This is a genomic window from Candidatus Ponderosibacter sp. Uisw_141_02 (assembly GCF_048087665.1).
Taxonomy (GTDB): Bacteria; Pseudomonadota; Alphaproteobacteria; order Puniceispirillales; family Puniceispirillaceae; genus UBA3439.
The window spans coordinates 1,690,929-1,715,577 of record NZ_CP159807.1 but is presented as its reverse complement, the minus strand read 5'-3'; the positions used below and the strand labels follow the sequence as shown (position 1 = coordinate 1,715,577).

Sequence of the window (24,649 nt, the reverse complement as noted above, 5' to 3'; positions counted from 1 at the left end):
AAGGCAGATATATATGATAGGAATCAGGCAAAATGCAAAGGATGAACCAGCCTATATCAATCGCAAAATCATCTGATTTTAGGGCATCTAATGATCAGATTGTAAACGAAAAAAAGATATATGACCTTGCCCGCCTTCGACAAGAAATTGCCGCGGCTGATGGTTATGGTAAGCGCCTTTATATGCCGCTTGGTGTCGATTCGCTGGATCAGGCATTGGCTGGTGGTCTAACGTTTGGGCGGGTACATCTTTTAACAGGTGCGATGCAGGCTCATGGGGCGGTAAGCGGCTTTGCTATGGCGCTTCTTGATTTGCTGCAACATCACGCGCAGCAGATAAAGCCCAAGCAAGCCAGCAACCGGCCAACAGCGGTTATAAATGATGCTGGTCTGATTGTCTGGTGTCCGGCAAGCCAGCGAAATAGTGCTGGTATGTTATATGGGCATGGGCTTGCCGCAGCTGGACTGAATCCGGCGCGATTGCTGATTGTTGATACACCAAACCCGTCACGGCGTTTGGCCGCGCTTGATGATATTTTGCGAACCGAAGGCTTGGCCGCGGTTGTGATGGAATATGATGGGGTGCAGAAATCGTCTGATTACTGGATGCGGCTGGCACGACGTGCGCAGCTTGCTGCTGAAGATAGTGGCACAACAGCTTTTCTGCTTGGTGCGCCAATCAGCGTTGTTGGATTTGAAACAGCTTGGCAAATCAAACCGGCGGCCGATCTTGACAGATGGTCACATTCTGCCTTGGTTCAACGCAGTGTCTGGGATTTGACATTGCAGCGTGCGCGTGGTGGCAGGCCACATAAATGCAGGGTTGGTTGGCAAGCGGGTCTTGGTCGATTGCAGGCCTGTGATCATAACATCATGGCTAATGGCAAACCGGTTCAGGCCGAATTGCCCATCGCTGACCTGTCAGCCAATCACTGGCCAGCGCAAGCCCTTGCCCGATAGGCATGTGATCATGCCCGTTTCCTATCGTCATATTATCTATATCCATTTTCCCTATCTGGCCGCATCGCGGATCCAAAGAGCATCTGGACAAAGAGCATCTGGGCAAAGGGAATCTGGGGTTGATCTGCCGCTTGTTATAATCCGGAAAATCAACGGCGCTGATATTATCGTGGCGGGTTGTACCAAAGCGGCAGCGCATGGTCTTGCCACTGGTATGCGGCTTGCCGACGCCCGCGCCTTATGCCCGCAACTTAGAACCGAAGCATATGACCCTCTAGCCGATCATGCCGATCTTCAACATCTGGCCTTATGGGCGCGTCGTTATAGCCCGCTTACCGCGGTTGATGATCAGCATTGCGGAATCTGGATTGATATTGCCGGTGCCGAACATCTGTTTGGTGGGGTGCGTTCGCTATTAGCCGATTGTGCCAAACGCCTTCATCGAAGTCACTTTCGGGCGGTGCTAGCGGCGGCACCAAATTGTGGGGCGGCGTGGGCCTTGGCGCATTATGGAAAGCCGTCAGAGCGGTTAATGACCGCACCAAAACCGGCAGATGGACAGCCGGACACGGTAAGATATATTTTCAGCCGCGCCTGCTTACGCCGCCATCTGGCAGCATTACCGCTTGCCGCATTGCGAATTGATACGACAATTGCCGATCATATGCGGCGGGCAGGCTTGCGGGTGATTGGTGATATTATTGGACGGGCGCGTGCGCCATTGGCCGCCCGTTTTGGTCAGGATGTGCTTCTTCGGCTTGATCAGGCGCTTGGCGATCAGGATGAGAGCTTTACAGCTGTTAGCCCGCCAAAACCGCTTTATATATGCCGTCAATTTGCCGAACCCATTGGCGCAGCTGATGATATCAAGGCGATGATTCACCAATTAGCAAGTGAAACAGCCACTTTGCTTCAACAGGCCGGATTGGCAACGCGCCGTTTGCGACTTGGCTGGCAATTGGTTGACGGGCTGGTTTTTGCACATGATGTGCATCTTTCTCGGCCAAGCCGTGATGTGACTTTATTTCACCGCTTGCTGGCCAATGCCAGCGACAAGATCAACCCTGAATTTGGTCTTGAAATGGGCTGGATGGAATCGCTTGATTGCAGCCCGCTTGCGCCACTTGATACGGCTTTGCCGCATATGATGTTGCAGCGCCATGATGGGGTTGCAGGCGAATCCTATGCAAGCCTTGTTGACCGGCTGGTGGCACGTCTTGGCTATGGTGCCGTGGTCAGATTGACACCGCAAGCCTGCTGGCAACCCGAAGCGGCGCAATCGTTTGAACTGCCTGATCCAAGCCAGATTTTTACCAAAACGGACGAAAAATCAGGTTGGCTTGGTGATTCGACATCAAGCACTGCGCCACCACGCCCCATTCGCCTTTTGGCCTATCCGCACCCTGTTGATGTTGTTGCGCTTCTTCCTGACCACCCACCAGCGCAATTTATCTGGCGGCGGCGAATCCATAAAATCATTCATGCCACAGGGCCAGAACGGATTGCCCCTGCATGGTGGCAGGCACCCGCTGGCAGCCGCACCCGCGATTATTTTCGGTTACGCGATGATCAGGGGGCAGGGTTCTGGCTATATCGTGAAGGTTTGCCAGAACGTCATGAAACCCCATCTTGGTTTTTGCATGGATTTTTCGCCTGATGGCCCTATTGCGTAAACAAGGCCAAGCCGCATCACATGCGTTGCTTGGCTGCTATAGTAATTTCACTTTTTTAAAGGGCGCATCGCATCCTGATGAAATGGTGGCGCAGGCGGCCGCGCTTGGGTGGGCGGCGGTTGGTATTGCCGATGTGAATTCGCTGGCCGGTATTGTGCGGGCGCATGTGGCGGCGCGTGATCACCAGATCAGGCTTGTTGTTGGTGCCAGATTACGCCCTGCCGATGGCCCTGATATTATCGTTCATCCGTGTGACCGCGCTGGTTATGAAGCGTTATCAATGCTGCTAAGCGAGGCCAATATGCGGGGCAGTAAAGCCGCGCCAATTCTCCATCTTGCCGATCTTGCCCGCCTGCCAGCAAGCACCGCATTGCTGGTCATGCCGCCGCGTCATCCAGATGCGCATTATCAAACGCATTTGCAGACCATTCGCCAAATTGCCAAAGGGCAATTATTTGCAGGGATTTGCCTATATCGTGATGGGGCTGATGAGGCACGATGCCAGATGTTAGCGGCAGCGGCAGCGGCGCTGGGGCTGCGGGTGGCAGCAGCGGCAGATGCGCTTTATCACATTCCCGATCGCCGCCCGCTTGCCGATGTTCTGGCGTGTATCCGTGAAAAGCAACAGCTTGATGATGCTGGCTATCTTGTTTCGCGCAATGCCGAACGCCATTTGATTGATTGTGTTGAGGCTGAACAGCGTTGGCGGCATGTGCCAGATGCGCTTGATGGGGCAAAAGCGATTGCAGATTTATGTCATTTTTCAATGGATGATTTGTCTTATGAATATCCTGACGAGCTAAAGCCGGGTGGACGAACCGCCATGCAGGAACTGGCCTTCCAGACATGGCGCGGCGCTGAAAAACGCTATCCTGATGCGATTCCTGATAAGGTAAGCGCCTATCTGAAACATGAATTGATCTTGATCGAGCGTTTGAATATTGCGCCTTATTTTCTGACCGTATTTGATATTGTTCGCTTTGCCCGCGGACGCGGTATTTTATGTCAGGGTCGCGGTTCGGCGGCAAATTCGGCGGTTTGTTATTGTTTGGGCATTACTGCGGTTGATCCTGAACGATCGCAACCCTTATTTGAACGTTTTGTCAGCGAGGCGCGTGGTGAGCCGCCAGATATTGATGTCGATTTCGAACATGAACGCCGCGAAGAAGTGATCCAGCATATCTATGCAAAATATGGCCGGAACCGTGCTGGTCTTACCGCCAGTGTGATTACCTATCGTCGCCGCAGCGCCTTTCGCGAAGTGGCAAAGGTGTTTGGCCTTAGCCGTGATGTTCAGGCGGCCTTGGCTGGCGAGGTATGGGGACGTGAAAAAACTGGCCTTGATGCTGCGGCACTAGCTGCAGCGGGACTCGATGCCAATGACCGGCGACTGCGGCTGGTTTTGCAATTAGTGGCCGATATCAGCCGTTTTCCACGGCATTTGTCACAACATGTTGGCGGGTTTGTGATCACCCGTGGGCGGCTTGATCATCTATGCCCGATCAGCCCGGCAGCGATGGCTGGCCGTACCGTGATCGAATGGGATAAGGATGATCTTGATGCGCTTGGCTTGCTAAAAGTCGATGTGCTTGCGCTTGGCATGCTAAGCTGTATCAGGCGCAGTTTTGATTTGCTTCGTACGCATTATAACCGGCATTTAACGCTGGCATCATTGCCGCCTGAAGATATGAAAACCTATGACATGCTATGTCGGGGGCAATCTGTTGGGGTTTTTCAGGTTGAGTCGCGGGCGCAGATGGCAATGTTGCCGCGCCTGCAACCGCGCTGTTTTCACGACCTTGTTGTGCAGGTAGCGATTGTTCGCCCGGGCCCTATTCAGGGCGACATGGTTCACCCTTATTTGCGGCGGCGTGCCGGTTTGGAAAAGGTGAATTATCCGTCAGATGCGTTGCGTGATGTTCTTGAACGCACGCTTGGTGTGCCGCTATTTCAAGAACAGGCAATGCAGATTGCCATTGTTGGGGCAGGGTTTTCGGGCGCTGAGGCCGACCAGCTACGCCGAACGATGGCGACGTTCAAAAAACAGGGAAACATAAGCCATTTCCGCAATAAGATGATCAATGGCATGATCGAGCGCGGCTATGATGAAGCGTTTGCCATTCGCTGTTTTCGCCAGATCGAAGGCTTTGGCATGTATGGCTTTCCCGAATCACATGCGGCAAGCTTTGCCCTTTTGGTTTATGTGTCGGCATGGCTGAAATGCCATTATCCAGATGTGTTTATCTGTGCCTTGCTGAATGCCCAGCCGATGGGGTTTTATGCACCAGCGCAATTAATTGCCGAAGCCAAACAAAACAACATTACCATCCGCCCCGTTGATGTGAATTTTTCAGGCTGGGATCACCGTCTTGAAAGCGACCCTAACAATCGAAAGGGTCATCATGCGTTACGGTTGGGCTTGCGACTTGTCAAAGGGCTGGCGCGCGGTGAAGGTGAACGGATTGCCGCCAGCCAAATAGCTGCCAGCCAAATAACCAATGGCGGAAAACAGACTGGGTTAAGCTTTTCCAGCCTTAATGATGTCATGCGAAAAGCCGATGTATCGGCAAAATCATTACAGGCCATTGCCGATGCGGATGGTTTTGCCAGCCTTGCAATTGACCGGCGACAGGCATTATGGGCAGCACGCGGGCTGGCGCGTCACCGGCTGCATGATATGCCATTATTTGCCCATGCTGGCCGCCGGCATGAACGGCTTGCGGGGAATGAACCGGTGATCGAATTGCCGCAAGCTGAACTTGGTGAAAACGTGGCCGAAGATTACCGTAATCTTGGCCTGTCATTAAAAGCACACCCCCTTGATTTGCTGGCCAAGCCGCTTGGTCTAGCTGGGTGGCAGCTTTGCAGCCATGTCCAAAATGCACCTCACGGGAAACGGCTTCGCATTGCTGGTCTGGTGACGATGCGTCAACGACCCGGCACCGCCAGCGGTACGGTTTTCATAACGCTTGAAGATGGGCAGGGCACGGCGAATGTGATTATCTGGCCAAAATTAACCGAAACCTATCGCGAAGCGTTGTTGCGGGCGCAGGTTTTAGGGCTGGTTGGCCGCGTCCAACGCCAGCAGGCGGTGATTCATATCATTGCCGAATCTCTGTTTAACCTGAACGGGTTTTTGCGTCATATTGATGCCAGCAGCGGCAGCAAAAATGCCGTTCGGATGAAAAGCAGAAATTTTCATTAAAGATTAATTTTGAACATGATGACGCAAATGATGATTGTGGGAGGAAGCTATGGCTCATGTCAAAGATATCGCCATCACCGAAGGTAAAATTTACCGAGGTGGTTGCCATTGCCGTGATTGTTTTCAGATTGCCGGTCTTAGCTGGGGTTCGACCTCGGTTCCGGATGACAGCTTTGAGCTGACCGCCCAGCAAACGCTTGGCTGGTATGACAGTTCGGCCTGGGCCAAACGCGGATTTTGCCGAAATTGTGGTGCGTCGCTGTTTTATCGCTTAAATGGCATCGCTCGAATATCAGTTGCCATTGGCATGCTTGATGATGCCAATGATCTGGTGATTGCTGGCCAGATTTTTGCCAATAGCCACCCGCATTGGGATCGGCTGCGCCCCTATGATTTACCGCATCTTGATAATCAGTTTCGGGGTAAAAAATCCAAAGCTATCTTAGCCGCGTGATATTGGCGACACGTCAATGGCAATGCAGGGCCGTCCAGCGGCAAATAGCGCCGCGCAGGCTGCCCGCGCCTGATCTTCTTCAAGATCATTAAATCGAACCCGCCATAATGGAATTGCGCCACGCGTGACAAGATGCAAATTTGCCGGTGTCATGCCAAGCACACCATCGGCCGTGCGCCGTGCCACAATCGCCGCGCGATGAGCATTGACACGCTGGGCAAAATTACCAATTTGCACGCTCCAGCTTGGGTTCTCATCAGTGGCAGGGTTGGCGGCGCTTGCGATATCAAGCTGGATAAACTCGGTCTTTTTTGGTGCTGTGGCTGGCCGGGTCTTGGTTTTGCTGACTGGCAGGCTTTTGGGCAATTTGTCGCCGCGTTCGGGTGGTGCCACTGGCAAGGTTGTTGGCATGGCAAGCGCGGCACGCCGAACCGTGATGGTTTTGACGCGTTTGAACTGATTATCCAGAATTTGCATCATATGCCGGTCGCGGCTACGTGATGTTTTCCCGCCAAACACAACGCCAATCAGCCGAACACCATTGCGTTCGACCGTGGCAACAAGATTGAAACCCGATGCATTAATATAGCCTGTTTTGATGCCATCTGTGCCGCTATATTTTGCCAAAAGCTTGTTATGATTGCCGTATTTACGGCCTCTCCAGTTAAAGCTTTGGGTGCTGAAATATTTATAAAATTGTGGAAAATCGCGTCGCATGGCAACGGCCAGAACGGCCATATCACGCGCTGTCGATTTCTGCTGACGGTTTGGCAGGCCAGAGGCGTTCTTGAAAACCGTACGTCGCATGCCCAGCGCCTTGGCCTTGCGGGTCATGCGTTTGGCAAATTTTCGTTCCGTGCCAGACAGTTTTTCGGCAAGCGCTGTTGCCACGTCATTGGCCGATTTTGTCACCAGCGCGTAAACGGCTTGTTCGGCGCTTATTGATTGACCCGGTTTCAAATATAATTTGGATGGCGAACGACCAGCGGCCGTTTTGGAAACTGGAATTCGGCTTTTTAGCGTCATGCGCCCCGCTTCGATATCTTCAAACAAAAGATAAAGCGTCATGATTTTGGTCAAGGATGCCGGATAGCGCAGATTATCGGCATTGCGCGAAAACAGTACTTTGCCAGTGGCTTCTTCAATGACGATTGACGCATATTTGCTGGCTTTAGCTTGTGTTGCAGACAGCCCAAACCCAACCATAAAGATAATCATCATTGTCAAAAAGGATTTACCGGGGCGAAAACCCCCAAGCCGTGACAAAGCCAAAAGGCCGGATTTTATTGAAAATAAAAATTTGTCACCACGGCGATTGAGTGACCGGAAGGATGCATGCTGCTTGCTAAGTAGCGTCTTGGCTACATTTGATCGTGCCATTAAGGCCTGCCCCATTCCGAAATTATGACTATCTTATAACACTGCGCTGCAAAGCATAACGCAATTAGGATTCTATTCAAGAATCTTGCCAAAATTTGGACAATAAACTGCAATATTTTCGCATCATGTATTTGCGAAAGTTTTTTTGCTGCACCCCTTTTCCTTGATGGATGCGATACCAATATCAAAAGGATGGGGCGTACGTTTTGTTTCTGTGCTATATTCAACACCCTTTAAGAATGATTGAATTACGAAGGTTTAAAAGAGAATTTATGGCAAATGAAGACGATAAAAACGGCAATGGTCAGTTAATCCTCGACAGCCGTACTAAAACGAAAAAGCCATCAATGTATAAAGTCATTATGCTCAATGACGACTATACACCGATGGAATTCGTTGTGCATGTCTTGCAGAAATTTTTTGGTCGTTCGGCAGATGAAGCCACCCAGATCATGCTGAATGTGCATCAGCGTGGTGTTGGCGTTTGCGGTGTCTATAGTTTCGAAATCGCCGAAAGCAAAGCGCAAAAAACCATTGATTATGCGCGGAAGAATGATCATCCGCTGCAATTACAACTGGAAAAGGAATAGGCAAAATGCTGTCACGCGAACTCGAAGAAACATTGCGCCGCGCCATGTCGAATGCGGCATCGTGTTCGCATGAATTTGCCACTTTAGAACATTTGCTGTTGGCGCTAACCGAAGATAGTGACGCGCTTGAAGTCCTGCATGCCTGCAATGTTGATATTGATGACCTTGTCAAAAAGCTGGCTGAATTCATCGAAACTGAACTGGCATCAATTGTTGACCCCGACGGCAATGTCGATGTGCAGCCAACGGCAAGTTTCCAACGTGTGATCCAGCGCGCCATCATTCATACGCAATCATCAGGGCGGGAAGTGGCCACCGGTGCCAATGTTCTGGTGTCGATTTTCTCCGAGCGCGAAAGCCATGCTGTCTGGTTTCTGAAATCATTGAATATGACACGGCTTGATGCTGTGTCCTTTATCAGCCACGGCGCCGACAACAGTGTGGCCAAAAGCCAGAGCGAAGATCAGGCTGGCGAAACCATTGGCGAAGACGGCAAGGACCCGCTTAGCCAGTTTGCTGTCAATTTGATCGCCAAGGCCGCGGCTGGCAGGATTGATCCATTGATTGGCCGCAGCCGTGAATTAGACCGTACGATCCAGGTTTTATGCCGCCGCACGAAAAACAATCCGCTTTATGTCGGTGATCCGGGTGTTGGCAAAACCGCCATCGCCGAAGGGCTTGCCTTGCGAATTTATGACGGCAATGTTCCTGATGTTCTGGCAACGGCGGTGATCTATTCGCTGGATATGGGGCAATTGCTTGCTGGCACCCGTTATCGCGGCGATTTTGAAGAACGGTTGAAAGCCGTGATGAAAGCGGTTGCAGGTGACGAAAATGCCATCCTGTTCATTGATGAAATCCATACGGTGATTGGCGCAGGGGCAACCTCTGGCGGTGCGATGGATGCGTCAAACCTGCTAAAGCCTGCATTGCAGGAAGGCACGCTTCGCTGTATCGGGTCGACAACCTATAAAGAATATCGCGGCCATTTTGAAAAGGATCGTGCACTGGTGCGCCGGTTCCAAAAAATTGACGTTGCCGAGCCGACCATCCCCGATACAATCAAAATTCTGAACGGCCTGAAAAGCCGCTATGAAGATCATCATAAAGTTCGATTTACTGGTGCGGCCTTGAAAACCGCGGTTGATCTATCTGCCCGCTATATCAATGATCGCAAATTGCCCGATAAAGCGATTGATGTGATTGACGAAGCTGCGGCGGCACAAAATCTGCTGCCACCATCACGCCGCCGCCAAACAATTGGCCAGAAAGAAATCGAAGCCACGGTGGCGACAATGGCGCGGATTCCGTCAAAGCATGTTAGCCGTGATGACAAGGCCGTGCTGGCATCGCTTGAAACCGATCTGAAACGTATGGTGTTTGGCCAAGATCCAGCCATTACCGCCTTGGCATCAGCGATTAAGCTATCGCGTGCTGGCCTTCGTGATGCCGAAAAGCCGGTTGGCAATTATCTGTTTTCCGGCCCAACAGGCGTTGGTAAAACCGAGGTTGCGCGCCAGCTTGCCGAAACGCTTGGCATCAAGCTGATGCGGTTTGATATGTCCGAATATATGGAACGTCATACGGTATCGCGCCTGATTGGTGCGCCTCCGGGCTATGTCGGGTTTGACCAAGGTGGGCTGTTGACCGATGCCGTTGATCAGACGCCGCATGCGGTTCTGCTTCTTGACGAGATCGAAAAAGCGCATCCTGATTTGTTCAATATTTTGCTGCAGGTCATGGATCACGGCAAATTGACCGACAATAATGGCAAAATTGTTGATTTCAGAAATGTCATTTTGATTATGACAACAAATGCCGGAGCGCAGGAATTGTCAAAATCGGCGATTGGATTTAACCGTACGCATAATGAAGGCGCCGATATCGAAGCCATCGAGAAAATGTTTACGCCTGAATTCCGTAACCGGCTTGATGCGATTATTCCGTTTGCGCCGCTTGGCAAAGATGTCATCCGGTTGGTTGTTGATAAATTTATCATGCAGCTTGATGCCCAGCTTGCTGATCGTAATGTCGAAATTGAATTGAGCGAAGCGGCGATGGATTGGCTTGCCGAACGTGGCTATGACGCCAAATATGGCGCGCGGCCACTGGCGCGGGTTGTGCAGGAACATATCAAAAAGCCGCTTGCCGATGAAATGCTGTTTGGTGGGCTTGTTGGTGGCGGACTTGTTTTTGTCAATGTTGCCGATGATGCTTTGACGGTTACGGTCAAAGCTCCACCGCAAAAAGCGATTTCGGGTGGAAATAAACGCGCCGCGTTGCCCGCACCGCACGGTAGTTAATCAAGCCAGATAAGATATCACCCAAGATGGGGCTAGCTGGCTTTAAAGGGGCTGGTCATGGCGATGTGGTTTTTCTCGGCCTCGACGCCGAGCTTTTCCGCGTCTAGGAAGCGCGCAACAGCGTCACGAAACCCCTCATGTGCAATCAGATGCACCGAATGAGTGGTAACGGGCAGATAGCCGCGCTGGACTTTGTGAAAGCCCTGCGCCCCCGCTTCGACCCGCGATAGGCCATGTTCGATGGCAAAATCAATCGCCTGATAATAACAAGCCTCGAAATGGAGATTGGGAATATCAATATCGGCACCCCAATTGCGACCATAAAGCGCATCATCACCAATGAAATTAAGTGCGCCGCCGATAATGTTGCCCTCATATTCGGCCATCACCAAAAGCATGCGGTCAGCCATGGTTTTGCCAAGCTGGGTAAACACCTCATGCGTCAGATAGGCACCGCCCCATTTCCGGTCGATGGTGGACATGTAAAATCGGAAAAAAGCGTCAATATGACCTTGGGTGATTGCCGCACCGGTAAGCCGAAGCATGGTAACGCCAGCCTTGGTAATCGAGGCACGCTCTTTACGGATATTTTTGCGCTTGCGTGATGACAGATGATCCAGAAAATCATCGAAATCAGCATAGTTCTGATTATGCCAATGAAACTGGACGCTGGCTCGGTCAAGCCAGCCTGCGGCGGCAAGCTGATGCGCATCGTCAGATGGCAGAAAATTAATATGCGCTGACGATAGCTGATATTTCTCCATCAGCGTTTCCATGCCCTTGGCTAGGGCAGTTTTTAAATCGGTGCGGTTATCACGAACCAGAAAGCGGGGGCCGGTTGCTGGCGTGAAAGGAACCGCAGCAAGCAATTTTGGGTAATAAGCACCGCCAGCGCGTTCAAAGGCATTGGCCCAGCCATGATCGAAAATATATTCGCCATAGGAATGATGCTTTAGATAATTTGGTATGGTGCCAAGAAGCTGGCCGTCATCGCTTCGCAATAGCAGATGCATCGGATCCCAGCCGCTGTCGCCGCCAACCGCACCGCCTTTTTCCAGCGCCTGCAAAAAGGCATGGCTGATAAAGGGATTTGCCTGTCCGGCAAGCGCGTCCCATTCGGCGGCGTCGATTGCCGCCATTTCGGTGCTGATATGAAGATTTAGCGCACTACCATTCATGAGGCTTGCAAATCGATCCTTGGCGGACAAGCCCGTTGCGGGCTGACCGGTTCATTTTTTGACAGAATTGAAACAAAGATGGCGTGTTATTCGATTTCAAACACACCATCAATTTCAACAAGACAATTTAACGGCAATGCGTTGCTGCCAACGGCAAACCGTGCATGCCGACCAGCGTCACCAAAAGCTGCAACCATCAAATCTGATGCGGCATTGACGACAACCGGCTGGCTGTGGAAATCATCGGCTGACGCGACAAAGGCGCCAAGCTTGACCACCTGAACAACACGATCAAGATCGCCATCACAGGCCACTTTAAGCTGCGCCAAAAGATTGATCGCGCAAACCTTTGCCTGACCTTGCGCATCTTCGATGCTGGCATCTTTGCCAACGGTTCCGGTAACGGTTAGCTTGCCATCAACAAAAGGAACCTGTCCTGACACGAAAACAAGATTGCCAGTGCGGGTAAATGGCAAATAATTCGCCGCTGGGTTTGGGGCATCGGGGATGTTAACGCCAATCTCTTGCAAACGCTGTTCTACTTTGCTTGTCATGGTCATACTCCTTTAAACTGGTGAAGAGGTTCGATGGTTGATGGCCTTCAACCAACCCCATCATAGTCCATATCCTGATTGCGAAGCTTGCATAATCATTGCTGGATAGCAAGCCAGTTCAGATGATCAGATACCTGTTTTAGACAAGAAAAAGGCCCCACGATAGAGCGTGGGGCCAGGTCTGCAGGTTGCACTGCAGGGAGAGCTTAACTGCAGCCTGTGGTTCCGCCACAGGTGTTGCATTTCAAACAAGTGCCATTGCGGACAAGTGTAAAGTTCTGGCACTCAGGGCAGGCTTCGCCTTCATAGCCCTGCATGCGGGCCTGTTGCACAAGGTCGGCTGCTTTTTGGCCGCTCTTTGTACGATTGGCACCGCTGGCAACTTCACTTGCCGTATCGCTGGCAAGTCCGATTTCGCTTGTTGTCGATGGGCTTGGCTCTTGCACCCTCATTGTTTCAGCAGCCACATCTTGCGTGGCGGCAACGGCTGCACTGCGATCATTGGAATAGACAACAAGCCCTTGGCGACGGATAAAGCCATGGCTGGTGACACGATTCATCAGCTCAGACTGACTATCGCCAGTTCCGGTTGTTGTCACATCAAGATCATCGACATTCACATGGCCAAGGTCGCTTCGGTCAAGGTAGGAAATCGCCAATTCGCGGAATGTGTAATCAAGAATTGAGGTCGACATCTTGATGGCATCATTACCCGTGACAATGCCCTGCGGCTCAAAGCGGGTGAATGTATAAGCCTCGACAAACTCTTCCAATGGCACGCCATATTGAAGGCCAATCGAAACAGCGATGGCAAAATTATTCATCAATGAGCGGAAGGCAGCGCCTTCTTTATGCATATCAATGAACACTTCGCCAATCCGGCCATTTTCATATTCGCCGGTTCGCAGATAAACCTTATGCCCACCAACAGTTGCCTTTTGTGTATAGCCTTTCCGGCGATGCGGCAGGCGTGCACGCTCGGCGCGGATAACCCGCTCGATCACTTTTTCTATCACTTGCGGTGACGCTGCGGCCATTGGTGTTTCAACGACTTCTTCTTCCCCGTCGATATCGTCAACCAGACCCGATGACAAAGGCTGGCTAAGCTTTGATCCATCGCGGTAAAGCGCGTTGGCTTTCAGGCCAAGACGCCATGACTGCATATAAGCCTCACCACATTCCTGAACCGTTGCCGAATTTGGCATATTGATGGTTTTTGAAATGGCACCTGAGATGAATGGCTGGGCGGCGGCCATCATGGTGATGTGACTTTCGACTGACAAGAAACGCTTGCCAATACGGCCACAGACATTGGCGCAATCAAAGATTGGCAAATGCGCGTCTTGCAGATGCGGCGCCCCTTCAAGGGTCATCGCACCACAAACATGGATATTCGCCGCTTCGATCTCGTCCTTGCTAAAGCCAAGATGCTCAAGCAGGTTAAAATCAAAATCATTCAGCTGCGCGTCGGTCAAACCAAGCTTGGTTTTACAGAAATCAACACCAAGGGTGAATTGGTTAAAGACGAATTTCACATCAAAGGCACTGCCAAGGCTGCTTTCGATTTTGGCAAGTTCCTGATCGCCAAATCCTTTGTCCTTCAGTGCGTTGATCGAGACTGACTGACAGTTTTTCAGGCTGCCTGATCCAACAGCATAGGTGATGATATCGTCAATCTTGCTTTGCGCATAGCCAAGACGCTGCAAGGCTTCTGGAACAACGCGGTTGATGATCTTGAAATAACCGCCACCGGCCAGCTTTTTGAATTTGACGATTGCAAAATCAGGCTCAATGCCGGTGGTATCGCAATCCATGACCAAGCCGATGGTGCCGGTTGGCGCAATCACTGTTGCTTGTGCATTGCGATAGCCATGCTTTTTACCGAGATCAACTGCCAGATCCCACGCTGCTTTCGCCGCTTCGGGAAGTGTTTGATCGGGGCAGGATTTGATGTCTAGCGGCACAGGCAGGATTTCCAGCCCTTCATAGCCAGCGCTTTTGCCATGCGCTGCTAGACGGTGATTATTCATCACCCGCAACATAGGTTTGGCGTTTTTCTTGTAATTAGGGAACGCGCCAACTTCGCTGGCAATTTCAGCTGAAGTGGCATAGGCAACGCCGGTCATGATTGCCGAGATTGATCCGCAGATCGCGCGGCCTTCATCACTGTCATATGAGTGACCTTCGGCCATCAGCAAGCCACCAATATTGGCAAAGCCAAGACCGAGGGTGCGGTACTCATAAGATAGCTGGGCAATTTCCTTTGACGGGAACTGCGCCATCAACACCGAAATTTCAAGCGTCAATGTCCAGAACCGAACTCCATGTTCAAACGCCGGAATGTCAAAACTGCCATCCTCCTTGCGGAACTGCATCAGATTCAATGACGCCAAATTACAGGCCGTATCATCAAGGAACATATATTCTGAACATGGGTTCGACGCATTGATGCGGCCGCCTTCAGGGCAGGTATGCCATTCATTGATGGTGGTGTCGTATTGTAGACCCGGATCAGCACAAGCCCATGCTGCATGGGCAATTTTTTCCCACAGGTCGGCTGCTTTGATACGTTTCGCCACGCCGCCATCGCGCCGCTTTATCAATTCCCAATCGCCCTTATCCAGAACGGCCTGCAAATATTCATTGCTAACGCGAACCGAATTGTTTGAGTTTTGACCCGCGACCGTCAGATAGGCTTCTGAGTCCCAATCTGTATCATAGGTTTTAAACTCGATGTCGCTGTAGCCTTGCTGGGCAAACTGGATAACCCGCTGCACATAATTTTCAGGGATCATTGATTTACGGGCAGACAGGATCGCCTTTTTCAGCGCTTTATTCGCTTTTGGATCAAAACGCTCGTCATCAACAAGCCCTTCGGTGATATGGCAAGCTGCCATCACTTCGGCCATGTGTTTTTGCGCCAGCTTCGAGCCAGCAACAAGCGCGGCTACTTTTTGTTCTTCGACAACTTTCCAATCAATATAGGCTTCAATATCCGGGTGATCGACATCAACAGTTACCATTTTGGCCGCGCGGCGGGTTGTGCCGCCTGATTTAATGGCACCCGCTGCACGGTCACCAATGCGCAAAAAGCTCATCAGGCCAGATGATTTGCCGCCACCTGACAGGCTTTCCCCTTCGCCGCGAAGACGGCTAAAGTTCGACCCAGTGCCCGAACCATATTTAAACAGGCGCGCTTCACGAACCCACAAATCCATGATGCCGCCTTCATTCACCAAATCATCGCTGACCGATTGAATGAAACAGGCATGTGGCTGCGGATGCTCATATGCGCTTGCCGAACGGGTTAGCTTGCCAGATTTGTAATCGACATAGAAATGGCCTTGGCTTGGACCATCAATGCCATAGGCCCAATGCATGCCGGTGTTGAACCATTGTGGCGAATTTGGTGCGGCCATCTGCGTTGCCAGCATATAGCGCATTTCGTCAAAATAGGTTTGAGCATCGTCTTCGCTAGTGAAATAGCCCCCTTTCCAGCCCCAATAGGTCCACGTGCCGGCAAGCCGGTCGAACACCTGCTTGGCTGACATTTCGCCAGAATAGCGCTGGTCTTCAGGAAGCTTGGCAAGCGCGGCCGAATCAGCCTCGCTGCGCCATAGCCATGATGGGATTGATGTTTCCTCAATCCGCTTTAGCGCTGCAGGAACACCGGCTTTGCGAAAATATTTCTGCGCCAGAATGTCGGTTGCTACCTGTGAAAACTGGGCTGGTACTTCAATATTTTCAGCCTGAAACACGATCGTACCATCTGGGTTGCGAATCTCACTTGTTGCTGACCTAAATTCAACATTTGCGTAGGCGTCTTGACCAGATGTCGTGAACCGTCTTTCAAAATGCATCTATCTTTTCCTTTATTACGTTTTTAATCACAACTCATATAGCTGAGAATTTTGTTTAATTTCTTGATCTTACCGATGTTTGATATGGATTTAGTCACAACATGTAGCGTGCGGATCGGTAGTAAACTACATTATATAGAGGGATATGGACAATAGCCAAAACGCGTCAAAGGACAAAAAAATGCCATAAAAATGCCCTGATGTAGGGTCTTACTCTTACCAATCAAGTGTCACTTCTGAGAGTAAGTCTCTGATGAAAAGTTATTTTCAGACACACAGTAATGTGAGAATTAGGCAAAAAAATGCGGCAAAAAAACGTTTATCGCAATCGGCTGTAAACGCAGCGGGCTGATATGGGGGTACCATGGTAATCGCATTAGCAGATAAAAATATTTTAGGTCATGGGCTGGTTGATGGCTGGACGCGCTGGGTTGCTTGCGCCTATAGTGGGGCAGCGAAAAGACAAACTCAAAACAGCAAAGCATAGAGGGCAGGCGGTCGATGGATTTCGTAACTTTGATGACGCTCAAGCTAACGGCGAACGAGATTGGCACTGACCAGTTTGGCAACCGATATTATGAAGAACGTCGCGCCCGCGCCGGTAAGCCGCCGCGCCGTTATGTCCGTTACAACGGTATTGCCGAAGCGTCAAAAGTACCGGCCGATTGGCATGGCTGGCTGCATCATACCGAATCAACACCACCGCCGGTTGGTGGTTATGACAAGCATGTGTGGCAGCAGGAACATCAACCGAATGTAACTGGCACCACCCACGCCTATCGCCCAGATGGACATATGCTCAAAGGCGGAAAACGCAAGCCAGCAACCGGTGATTATGAGCCTTGGAACCCAGCCTGAATCATGTGATCATTGTTGGGTGATATTGTTGTATCGCCGCGTCACGCGTTTCGGATTAAGTAGCTAGGAGATAACAGCCATGCATCGCAATACTTTGGAAACCGTTATGGGCGCCATCGTTTTGTTGGCGGCGGCTGGATTTGTCGCGCTTGCCTATGAAGCCGCAGATGTGAAAGGTAGTGGCGGCTATGAGATTACCGCCGAATTTGGCAGCACAGGCGGCCTGTCGGTCGGTGATGATGTACGCATTTCGGGCATTAAAGTGGGGCAGATCACGGCGCAGCAACTTGATCCCATTACCTATGTTGCCAAAGTGTCGATGGCGATTGAACCAACGATTAAAATTCCAAGCGATAGCAGTGCGCGCATTACCGCCGCCTCGCTTCTTGGCGGCAATTATCTTGAATTAATGCCGGGTGCCGCCACTGACACGCTTGCGGCTGGTGCGGTGATTTATGACACCCGCGACCCAATCAGCCTCAGTGATCTTCTTGGCAAGGCTGTATTCTCATCCAATAATACGGCGAATTAATATGCCTCAGGTGATGCGCCAATCAGCAATCATCTGGTTTGCCATTCACGCAAAATCTGGGCATGTCAGCGTCTGGCGGCGGTGTGCCGCTGCGATTGCCTGTCTTATGCCGTTCTTGGCAGGCTTTTTCTTGGCAGGTGCTTTCTTGGCAGGTTCTGCTGGCGCGACGACATGGATTGATGGGAACAAGGCGCGATTGCAGGCGCTTGATAAAATTACGGCTCGCATTTCAACCGTTGAAGCGCCTGTTGGTGCGGCGCGGTTTTATGGCACGCTGGAAATCACCATAAATCGCTGCGCCTTTCATCCGCCTGAAGAACCGCCGGAAAATGCCGCTTTTATCACCGTTCGTGATCGCGGCTATGACGGGCTTGCCCCAAAGCAGGTTTTCTCCGGCTGGATTTTTTCCTCCAGCCCAGCGGTATCGGCGCTTGAACATCCGGTTTATGATCTGACACTTCTTGCCTGTTTTGCCGATTAGACTTGGTGTTTTGCCAATTGATCGAGATAGGGCGTAACCAAGGCGGCGCTTGGCGTGTCAAAATGCAGATCACCATCGCTGGCAAGCGCCTCGTCAAGGCGGCCTTGAAACTCTGACCGGTCAATTTCGGTTACGCCGAATTGTTGTAAATGATCATTGGTGAATTGCGCATCAAGCAATAGGAAATTGCCGTGGCGAAGCCGCGCCATTAAATGAACAAGCGCGATTTTCGAGGCATCGCTTTTGCGCGAAAACATCGACTCGCCAAAAAAGGCCGCCCGCAGCGCCACACCATATAGCCCGCCAATAAGTGCGCCATCTGACCAAACCTCAATCGAATGGGCAAAGCCCATCTTGTGAAGCGCGATATAAAGCTGGCGGATATCTTTATTGATCCATGTGTCGGTGCGTTGCTCACTTGGTGCCGCGCAGGCGTCAATGACCGCAGTGAAATCCTGATCCAGCGTAACCTCATAGGGCGCTTGGCGAACACGGCGTTGCAACCGGCGCGGAATATGAACGCCGCGGCCAAGCGAATGATCAATCGGGATCAGCGCCCGCCGATCAGGGTCATAGAATTTTATGTCCAGACTGTCATGGCTATCAGCCATCGGAAACAGCCCAAGCGAATAGGCTTTGACAATTGTCTCGGGCGAATAGATATAGTGATCAGACATGCAATGCCTCTAACCAAAGGGGCGCGAAGCCTAGTTCTCTTTCAAAAACACTTCTTCAAGCCAGCGGATATTATAGCTGCCATCTTTGATTGCATCGGCATCGACAAGGCGTTTATGAAGCGCCAGCGTTGTCGGAATAGGCTCAACAATAAATTCCTGCAGCGCCCGCCGCAACCGTGCCAGACAATGATCCCGATCATCACCATGAATGATCAGCTTGGCGATCAAGCTGTCATAATAGGGCGGCACCGAATAGCCCGAATAAAGACAGGATTCAACGCGAACACCTGGCCCGCCAGCGGCGTGAAAGGCGGTCACTTTGCCGGGTGTTGGCATAAAGGTTTCGGGATGTTCGGCATTGATACGGCATTCAATCGCATGGCCGATAAAGGTCACATCGTCTTGGGTAAATGACAGCGGCATGCCAGCTGCAATACGAATTTGTTCGCGCACCAGATCAACGCCAGTGATTTCTTCGGTGATTGGATGTTCGACCTGAAGGCGGGTATTCATTTCGATAAAGAAAAATTCGCCATCTTCATAAAGAAATTCCATCGTGCCAACGCCAAGATATCCCATCTTGCGGGTGGCTTCGGCGGCAATGCCCCCGATGCGCGCGCGCTGTTCGGCGGAAAGGGCTGGCGATGGGGCTTCTTCAAATAGTTTCTGGTGACGGCGCTGAACCGAACATTCGCGTTCGCCAAGATGAACAACATGGCCATGCGAGTCGGCAATCACCTGCACTTCGATATGGCGCGGCTGGCCAAGATAACGCTCGAGATAAACCGTATCATCACCAAAGGCGGCTTTGGCTTCGGCGCGTGCAGCCGAAAAGGCCTCGCCAAGGTGATCAGCGGTTTCGGCCACTTTCATGCCGCGTCCCCCGCCACCCGAAGCGGCCTTGACCAAAAGCGGATAGCCGACATCCTTGCCAATACGTTGCGCCTCGACAAGAGTGTGAACGGCACCGGGTGAGCCCGGAACAAGTGGCAGGCCGGCGTTGGCGGCGGTGATCTTGGCCTCGACCTTGTCACCCATTGCGCGAATATGGCGCGGCTCAGGGCCGATAAAGGTCAATCCATGAGCGGCAACAATTTCGGCAAAATCGGCATTTTCAGACAGGAAACCAACACCCGGATGCACCGCATCGGCACCCGTGATGGCAACTGCTGACAAAATAGCTGGGATATTCAGATAGGATTCAGCGCTGCTTGGCGGGCCAATACAAACCGACTCATCGGCGAGGCGAACCGGCATTGAATCGGCATCAGCGGTCGAATGAACCACCACCGATGGAATGTCCAGCTCTTTACAGGCACGAAGCACCCGCAAGGCAACATCACCACGGTTGGTTATCAGGATTTTTTTGAACATGGCGACTATTCTACAATCACAAGCGCTTCGCCAAATTCGATTGGCTGGGCGTTTTGCACGAAAATTTTCACAACCGTACCAGCCTTTGGCGCGGTAATAGGGTTCATCACCTTCATCGCTTCGACAATGAACAGGGTTTGACCGGCGGTAACGGTTGCGCCTTCGGTGATAAAGGCAGGCGCATCAGGTTCAGGGGCTGTATAGACCGTGCCAACCATTGGCGATTTGACGGCGCCCGGGTGATCGGCTGGATTTGCCGGCAGTTCTGCCACAGGCTCGGCAATGGCAGCAGGCGCGGCGGCGGCAACAGGCGCAGCAGCAACCGGCGCGGCAGCGGCAACGGGCGCGGCAGTGGTAACACGTGATAACCGTATCGCAACAGCTTCGGTTTCATATTCAAGCTCGGCAAGCCCTGCCTGATCAAGGATATCGGCAAGTTCTTTTACAAAACTGGCCTCATTGCTTGCGGCGGCGGTTTTTGCCGCTGATTTTTTTGGTGTCGTTGCCATTTTGATTTATGTCTCCGAATGCAGATTGGGAATGGCGTTAATGGCCATGTAATAGGATGATGCGCCAAAACCGGCAATGACGCCTTTGGCAATCGCTGAAATTAGCGATATGTGCCGGAAAGATTCACGGCTATGAACATTTGAAATATGCACTTCGATGACCCCGCCCGGAAATAGGGACAGTGCGTCTCGAAGCACGACGGAGGTGTGGGTCAGTCCAGCAGCATTGATGATGATCCAATCCGCCTTGCCTACAGCTAGCTGAATTTTTTCGATCAATTCACCTTCCAAATTTGATTGGAACCAATCCAGTTCCATATCATGTCCGGCGGCTAATTGACGGCATTTCGCCTCAATATCGCCAAGCGTTTCATGGCCATAGATATCGGTCTCACGCATGCCAAGCATGTTGAGATTTGGGCCGTTCATAATAAGAATATTCATTGATTTTGCCATCGTTCGGTTACAGTACACTCACTTCGCGAGCCATGCAAACAGCCTAGCCCTGTTTGGTGCGCTCCTTATCAATTACAGTTTGCAATTCCTCCATGCCAATCGCACCGGGGATCACCGTATCGCCAATCACAAGACCCGGCGTGCCATTGATATTCAAGGCCGCTGCCGCGCTTCGTGTCCGCGTGATAATAGCTGCTGTTTCGGGGCTGTCCATATCTTGCTTTAATTGGTCAAGATCAAGACCTGCCGCACCCGCCGCTTGCATGATCGAGGCGTCATTAACCGGCCCACGATAGGTCATCATTTCAGTGTGGAATGATTTGAATTTTCCCTGTTTCTGGGCGGCAATTCCGGCCTTGGCAGCGGTAACAGATGATTGGCTAAGGATTGGAAATTCCTTGATCACCATACGAACATCGCCATTTGCCGCAAGCATTTGCATGATCGGGGCAAACATGCGTTTGCAATAGCCGCAATTATAGTCGGAAAATTCATAGACAGTCAGGCCACCATTTGGGTTGCCCATAACCGGATCGCCATCATCATTGCGAACCAGCATGATGCCCGCTTGCACACGCTCGGCTTCTTCGCGTGCGGCCAAAGATACCAACGCATCGCGAAGCACTTCGGGATTGGTCTTGATATATTGTTCGATCACCTGCTGCATTTCGGCGCGGTCTTTTTGATCCATATCAGCCGGTACCGGTGTTGTGGCGAGGCCAATCAACATCAAAGGCAATGCAATCATAGAGGCAAAAAAACGTGACATTCACATTATCCTTTTGATTTTCGGATTCTTTTGATTTTGGGGGCCCTCTGGTTTTGAGACCCTTTTCATTCCGGGCAAACCGCCGCTAGAGACGAATAATCCGGCAAAAACACCCTTCACTAGCCTCATCTTATAACGGATTAATGACGCTATTGCAAAGCCATCACGGCGCGAGCTTGCCAAAGCGGAACAGAATGTCATTGGCGCGGTTGCGAAGATCATCTTTCAGCTTGTTATTAGCCAAAACCCGTTTGGCCATTCGTACCGCCTGTTGGTCATCGCCAAGCAAAATCGCTTCTTCGGCAAGCGCTAGATCAGCCGCCGCAATATCGCCATTTCGTCCATAGGCAATTGCCAATTGCCGGCGGATAAAAGCCCATTTTGGTTCGGTTTTTTGTGCCGCTGAAATCGCTTCGATCGCGCGTGAAAGACGCTTTTTGTCATTTGTCGCAATCAGTGCCCGTCCAAGATTGACCAGAATTTGTGGGCTGTCTGGTCGGAATATCAGTGCTGTTTCATAGGCTGCCGCTGCCGCCTCAGCCTTGGCCATCGACAGCAAGATATCGCCGCGAAATTCATGATAGAATGGATCGGTAGGATGCGCCGCGGATAGTTGATCCATCAAGGTGATTGCTGCCGCCAAATCGCCGCGCCGATATTGCGCAATCGCTTGGCTGTAGATCGCATCGGCGCTATCTGTTTTGGCAGTTTGCCGTAAAACGCTTTGCGCTGGTTCACTATAGGCGCGAAGCTTGGCCACAAGCCGGTTCATCAAGTTTGTGTCATCGACTGAAAGTAGGGTTGATTTATGACCGTCCTGACGCGCATGATCTTGATAGACGGCAAGGCGCTGGGCTGAATTGGGATGCGTTTGATAATATTGGCTTTGCCGGCTTTCGTGAAGGGCGCGTTGCGCTGCCATGCGCCGCATCATCTGTTCGAGACCAGCCGAGCTTATGCCAGCCTTGTCTAGATAATCAAGCCCCAATTCGTCAGCAACAGCTTCATCATAGCGGAATGAGCGAAGCATCTTGCGCTTGGCCTGATCGGTACCGCCAACCATAACCCCGACAGCCGCATCACTTGGTGCCCCGCCAGCAGCAAGCGCAATCGCGGCAATCGCGGCAAGGGTGCCTGCTGTACCGGCATCGCGCAAGGCCTCATCACGGCGCGGCACATGACCGGCTTTTAAATGGCCAAGCTCATGTGCGATCACACCCAAAATTTCTTCGGCTGATTGGGCGTTGAGCAAAAGGCCCGAATGGATATAGATAACGCGCTCGCCAGCCACAAAAGCATTATAGCTGCTGTCGATAATGATCCTGATGCTGATTGCGTCCGGCGCATAGCCGGCAGCGCGCATCAATGGCGCTGCCAAGGTTTGCAGGCCGGTTTCCAACTCGGTATCTCTGATCAATCCGGCCAATGCCGATTGGGCAATGGTAATCGAAAACAGCAATATCAAAGCCAGCTTTTGTAAAAATGAATATCTCATGGAATAATTTTTCCGACAAATTTATGGCGTGTTTAAGACGGCTCTGCTATAGCCAAGTCCCCGTAGCGTCTGGTTGCAGGCTATGCAAACACAATCCCCCTGCCATATTGATCTGATCATGGCATGAATTCACTGGAATGAACAATGGCCTTAAAAGTTAGTCGAGCAAGCGAAATCCCTGCCTTTCTTGCCATGCAGGTAATGAAACGTGCAAAAGAGATGCAGGCCGCCGGCGGTGACCTTGTTCATCTTGAGGTCGGACAGCCATCAACGCCACCACCTGCCGCCGTCTCTAACGCATTGCAAGCGTCCTTGAAACATGTTGCGTCGCATGGCTATTCGGTTGGTTTGGGATTGCCTGAATTGCGGCAACGGATTGGACAGCATTATCAAGATTGGTATCAACTGCCATTGGATTGGCAACGGATCGCTGTCACGCCGGGATCATCAATTGGCTTTGCGATTGCCTTTTTATCGGCCTTTGACAAGGGCGATCGTATTGCCATCGCCACGCCTGGATATCCAGCCTATTTCAATCTGATGCTGGCGCTTGGGATCAAGCCGCAATTGCTGCCCGCCCGTGCCGCGCAAAACTGGATGCCCGATCTCGAATCATTGGTTGCAACCGACAATATTCCCGATGGGTTGTTGCTGGCAAGTCCGGCAAATCCAACCGGCGTTGTGATGCGCGATGACGAGCTTGAAGACGTCTGCCGCTGGTGTGACAAGCATGGTGTGCGCCTGATCATGGATGAAATCTATCATGGCCTGACCTTTGGCAAACGATCCAAGAGCGCGCTTGCCTGTACTGACAATGCCATTATCATCAATTCTTTTTCGAAATATTTCTGCATGACTGGCTGGCGTCTTGGTTGGATGGTGCTTCCCGAAGATTTGGTGCCAACCGCAGAAATGTTGGCGCAGAATATGTATATTTCAGCGGCAACGATTAACCAGCTTGGTGCTGTTGCCGCCTTTGATTGTTATGATGAACTTGATGCGCATATCCCGCGCTATGAAGAAAATCGTGACCTTCTTTATCGTGGCTTGCCAGCTGAATTTCTGGGCAATTACGCGCCGTCAGATGGGGCTTTTTATCTCTATGCAGATGTTAGCGCTTTGACCAATGACTCGATTGCTTTTGCCGATCGCATTTTGACCGATACCGGCGTTGCGATGACGCCGGGTGTTGATTTCGATGCTGTCGATGGGCCGTCACATATGCGGCTATCCTATGCAGGCAGCACCCAAGATATGAAAAAGGCGGTTCAACGCCTAAATGATTGGCTTGCCGGTCAGGGTCGCTAGCGGCCAGTTAAAACCGGCCGCCAGCTGTCATTTC

Annotated in this window: 20 protein-coding genes; 10 read left to right on the top strand and 10 right to left on the bottom strand. The window is 51.5% G+C overall.

Annotated elements, in window-relative coordinates; all coding sequences use genetic code 11:
- The first annotated feature begins 32 nt into the window (after window positions 1-32).
- Genes ABXT40_RS08595 through ABXT40_RS08580 form a run of 4 tightly spaced genes read left to right on the top strand, consistent with a single transcriptional unit; the run spans window position 33 to window position 6,291 of the window.
- Window positions 33-959, top strand: coding sequence for an ImuA family protein (locus ABXT40_RS08595; protein ID WP_443645207.1), 927 nt, complete (start codon window positions 33-35; stop codon window positions 957-959).
- A 10-nt stretch (window positions 960-969) separates the two neighbouring features.
- Window positions 970-2,616 (top strand): Y-family DNA polymerase, encoded by a 1,647-nt coding sequence (locus ABXT40_RS08590; protein ID WP_443645206.1) that lies wholly within the window; start codon window positions 970-972, stop codon window positions 2,614-2,616.
- Entirely contained in the window at window positions 2,616-5,837 is a 3,222-nt protein-coding gene (locus tag ABXT40_RS08585; protein ID WP_443645205.1) for an error-prone DNA polymerase, read from the top strand. The genes ABXT40_RS08590 and ABXT40_RS08585 overlap by 1 nt, the downstream gene beginning before the upstream one ends.
- Window positions 5,838-5,886: 49 nt before the next feature.
- A complete protein-coding gene (locus ABXT40_RS08580) occupies window positions 5,887-6,291 on the top strand; it encodes a GFA family protein (protein WP_443645204.1) in 405 nt (134 codons plus the stop codon).
- On the opposite strand, the gene ABXT40_RS08575 is transcribed toward ABXT40_RS08580, so the two are convergent.
- Window positions 6,280-7,671 carry a serine hydrolase gene (locus tag ABXT40_RS08575; RefSeq protein WP_443645203.1) on the bottom strand — a complete coding sequence of 464 codons (1,392 nt, stop codon included), beginning with the start codon at window positions 7,669-7,671 and terminating at the stop codon, window positions 6,280-6,282. The genes ABXT40_RS08580 and ABXT40_RS08575 overlap by 12 nt on opposite strands.
- 272 nt (window positions 7,672-7,943) lie before the next feature.
- On the opposite strand from ABXT40_RS08575, the gene clpS reads away from it, so the two are divergent.
- A complete protein-coding gene (clpS, locus tag ABXT40_RS08570; RefSeq protein ID WP_443645202.1) occupies window positions 7,944-8,261 on the top strand; it encodes an ATP-dependent Clp protease adapter ClpS in 318 nt (105 codons plus the stop codon).
- A 5-nt stretch (window positions 8,262-8,266) separates the two neighbouring features.
- Window positions 8,267-10,564 carry an ATP-dependent Clp protease ATP-binding subunit ClpA gene (gene clpA, locus ABXT40_RS08565; RefSeq protein WP_443645201.1) on the top strand — a complete coding sequence of 766 codons (2,298 nt, stop codon included), beginning with the start codon at window positions 8,267-8,269 and terminating at the stop codon, window positions 10,562-10,564.
- Between the two features lie 32 nt (window positions 10,565-10,596).
- Here clpA and ABXT40_RS08560 read toward each other — a convergent pair whose 3' ends face one another.
- From ABXT40_RS08560 to ABXT40_RS08550, 3 genes are all read right to left on the bottom strand, one after another.
- The gene (locus ABXT40_RS08560; protein WP_443645200.1) at window positions 10,597-11,742 is read right to left on the bottom strand and encodes a GNAT family N-acetyltransferase; all 1,146 of its coding nucleotides are present in this window, start codon (window positions 11,740-11,742) and stop codon (window positions 10,597-10,599) included.
- Window positions 11,743-11,828: 86 nt separating this feature from the next.
- Window positions 11,829-12,296 (bottom strand): RidA family protein, encoded by a 468-nt coding sequence (locus ABXT40_RS08555; protein WP_443645199.1) that lies wholly within the window; start codon window positions 12,294-12,296, stop codon window positions 11,829-11,831.
- Window positions 12,297-12,502: 206 nt separating this feature from the next.
- Window positions 12,503-16,156, bottom strand: a complete 3,654-nt coding sequence (locus ABXT40_RS08550; RefSeq protein WP_443645198.1) for a vitamin B12-dependent ribonucleotide reductase — start codon at window positions 16,154-16,156, stop codon at window positions 12,503-12,505.
- 501 nt (window positions 16,157-16,657) lie between these two features.
- Between ABXT40_RS08550 and ABXT40_RS08545 the strand changes: the two genes are divergently transcribed.
- The 3 genes from ABXT40_RS08545 to ABXT40_RS08535 all read left to right on the top strand — a co-directional run bounded on the left by ABXT40_RS08545 (window position 16,658) and on the right by ABXT40_RS08535 (window position 18,027).
- On the top strand, window positions 16,658-17,014 hold the full coding sequence (locus ABXT40_RS08545; protein ID WP_443645197.1) for an NADH:ubiquinone oxidoreductase subunit NDUFA12: 357 nt from the start codon (window positions 16,658-16,660) through the stop codon (window positions 17,012-17,014).
- Between the two features lie 79 nt (window positions 17,015-17,093).
- Complete coding sequence (mlaD, locus tag ABXT40_RS08540; RefSeq protein WP_443645196.1) at window positions 17,094-17,546, top strand: outer membrane lipid asymmetry maintenance protein MlaD; 453 nt, start codon at window positions 17,094-17,096, stop codon at window positions 17,544-17,546.
- A 1-nt stretch (window position 17,547) separates the two neighbouring features.
- Window positions 17,548-18,027 (top strand): DUF2155 domain-containing protein, encoded by a 480-nt coding sequence (locus ABXT40_RS08535; RefSeq protein WP_443645195.1) that lies wholly within the window; start codon window positions 17,548-17,550, stop codon window positions 18,025-18,027.
- Here ABXT40_RS08535 and aat read toward each other — a convergent pair.
- The 6 genes from aat to ABXT40_RS08505 form a co-directional block, all read right to left on the bottom strand.
- Window positions 18,024-18,704, bottom strand: a complete 681-nt coding sequence (aat, locus tag ABXT40_RS08530) for a leucyl/phenylalanyl-tRNA--protein transferase (protein WP_443645194.1) — start codon at window positions 18,702-18,704, stop codon at window positions 18,024-18,026. The two genes, ABXT40_RS08535 and aat, sit on opposite strands and share 4 nt — an antisense overlap.
- A 30-nt stretch (window positions 18,705-18,734) precedes the next feature.
- A complete protein-coding gene (accC, locus tag ABXT40_RS08525; protein ID WP_443645193.1) occupies window positions 18,735-20,078 on the bottom strand; it encodes an acetyl-CoA carboxylase biotin carboxylase subunit in 1,344 nt (447 codons plus the stop codon).
- Between the two features lie 5 nt (window positions 20,079-20,083).
- Window positions 20,084-20,587, bottom strand: coding sequence for an acetyl-CoA carboxylase biotin carboxyl carrier protein (gene accB, locus ABXT40_RS08520; protein WP_443645192.1), 504 nt, complete (start codon window positions 20,585-20,587; stop codon window positions 20,084-20,086).
- Between the two features lie 6 nt (window positions 20,588-20,593).
- Window positions 20,594-21,031 carry a type II 3-dehydroquinate dehydratase gene (gene aroQ, locus ABXT40_RS08515; RefSeq protein ID WP_443645191.1) on the bottom strand — a complete coding sequence of 146 codons (438 nt, stop codon included), beginning with the start codon at window positions 21,029-21,031 and terminating at the stop codon, window positions 20,594-20,596.
- 55 nt (window positions 21,032-21,086) lie between these two features.
- Window positions 21,087-21,812: a DsbA family protein gene (locus ABXT40_RS08510; RefSeq protein WP_443645190.1), complete on the bottom strand. Its 726-nt coding sequence runs from the start codon at window positions 21,810-21,812 to the stop codon at window positions 21,087-21,089.
- 163 nt (window positions 21,813-21,975) lie between these two features.
- Window positions 21,976-23,307 carry a M48 family metalloprotease gene (locus ABXT40_RS08505; protein ID WP_443645189.1) on the bottom strand — a complete coding sequence of 444 codons (1,332 nt, stop codon included), beginning with the start codon at window positions 23,305-23,307 and terminating at the stop codon, window positions 21,976-21,978.
- Between the two features lie 144 nt (window positions 23,308-23,451).
- Between ABXT40_RS08505 and ABXT40_RS08500 the strand changes: the two genes are divergently transcribed.
- Window positions 23,452-24,615 (top strand): pyridoxal phosphate-dependent aminotransferase, encoded by a 1,164-nt coding sequence (locus ABXT40_RS08500; RefSeq protein ID WP_443645188.1) that lies wholly within the window; start codon window positions 23,452-23,454, stop codon window positions 24,613-24,615.
- Window positions 24,616-24,649: the final 34 nt, after the last annotated feature.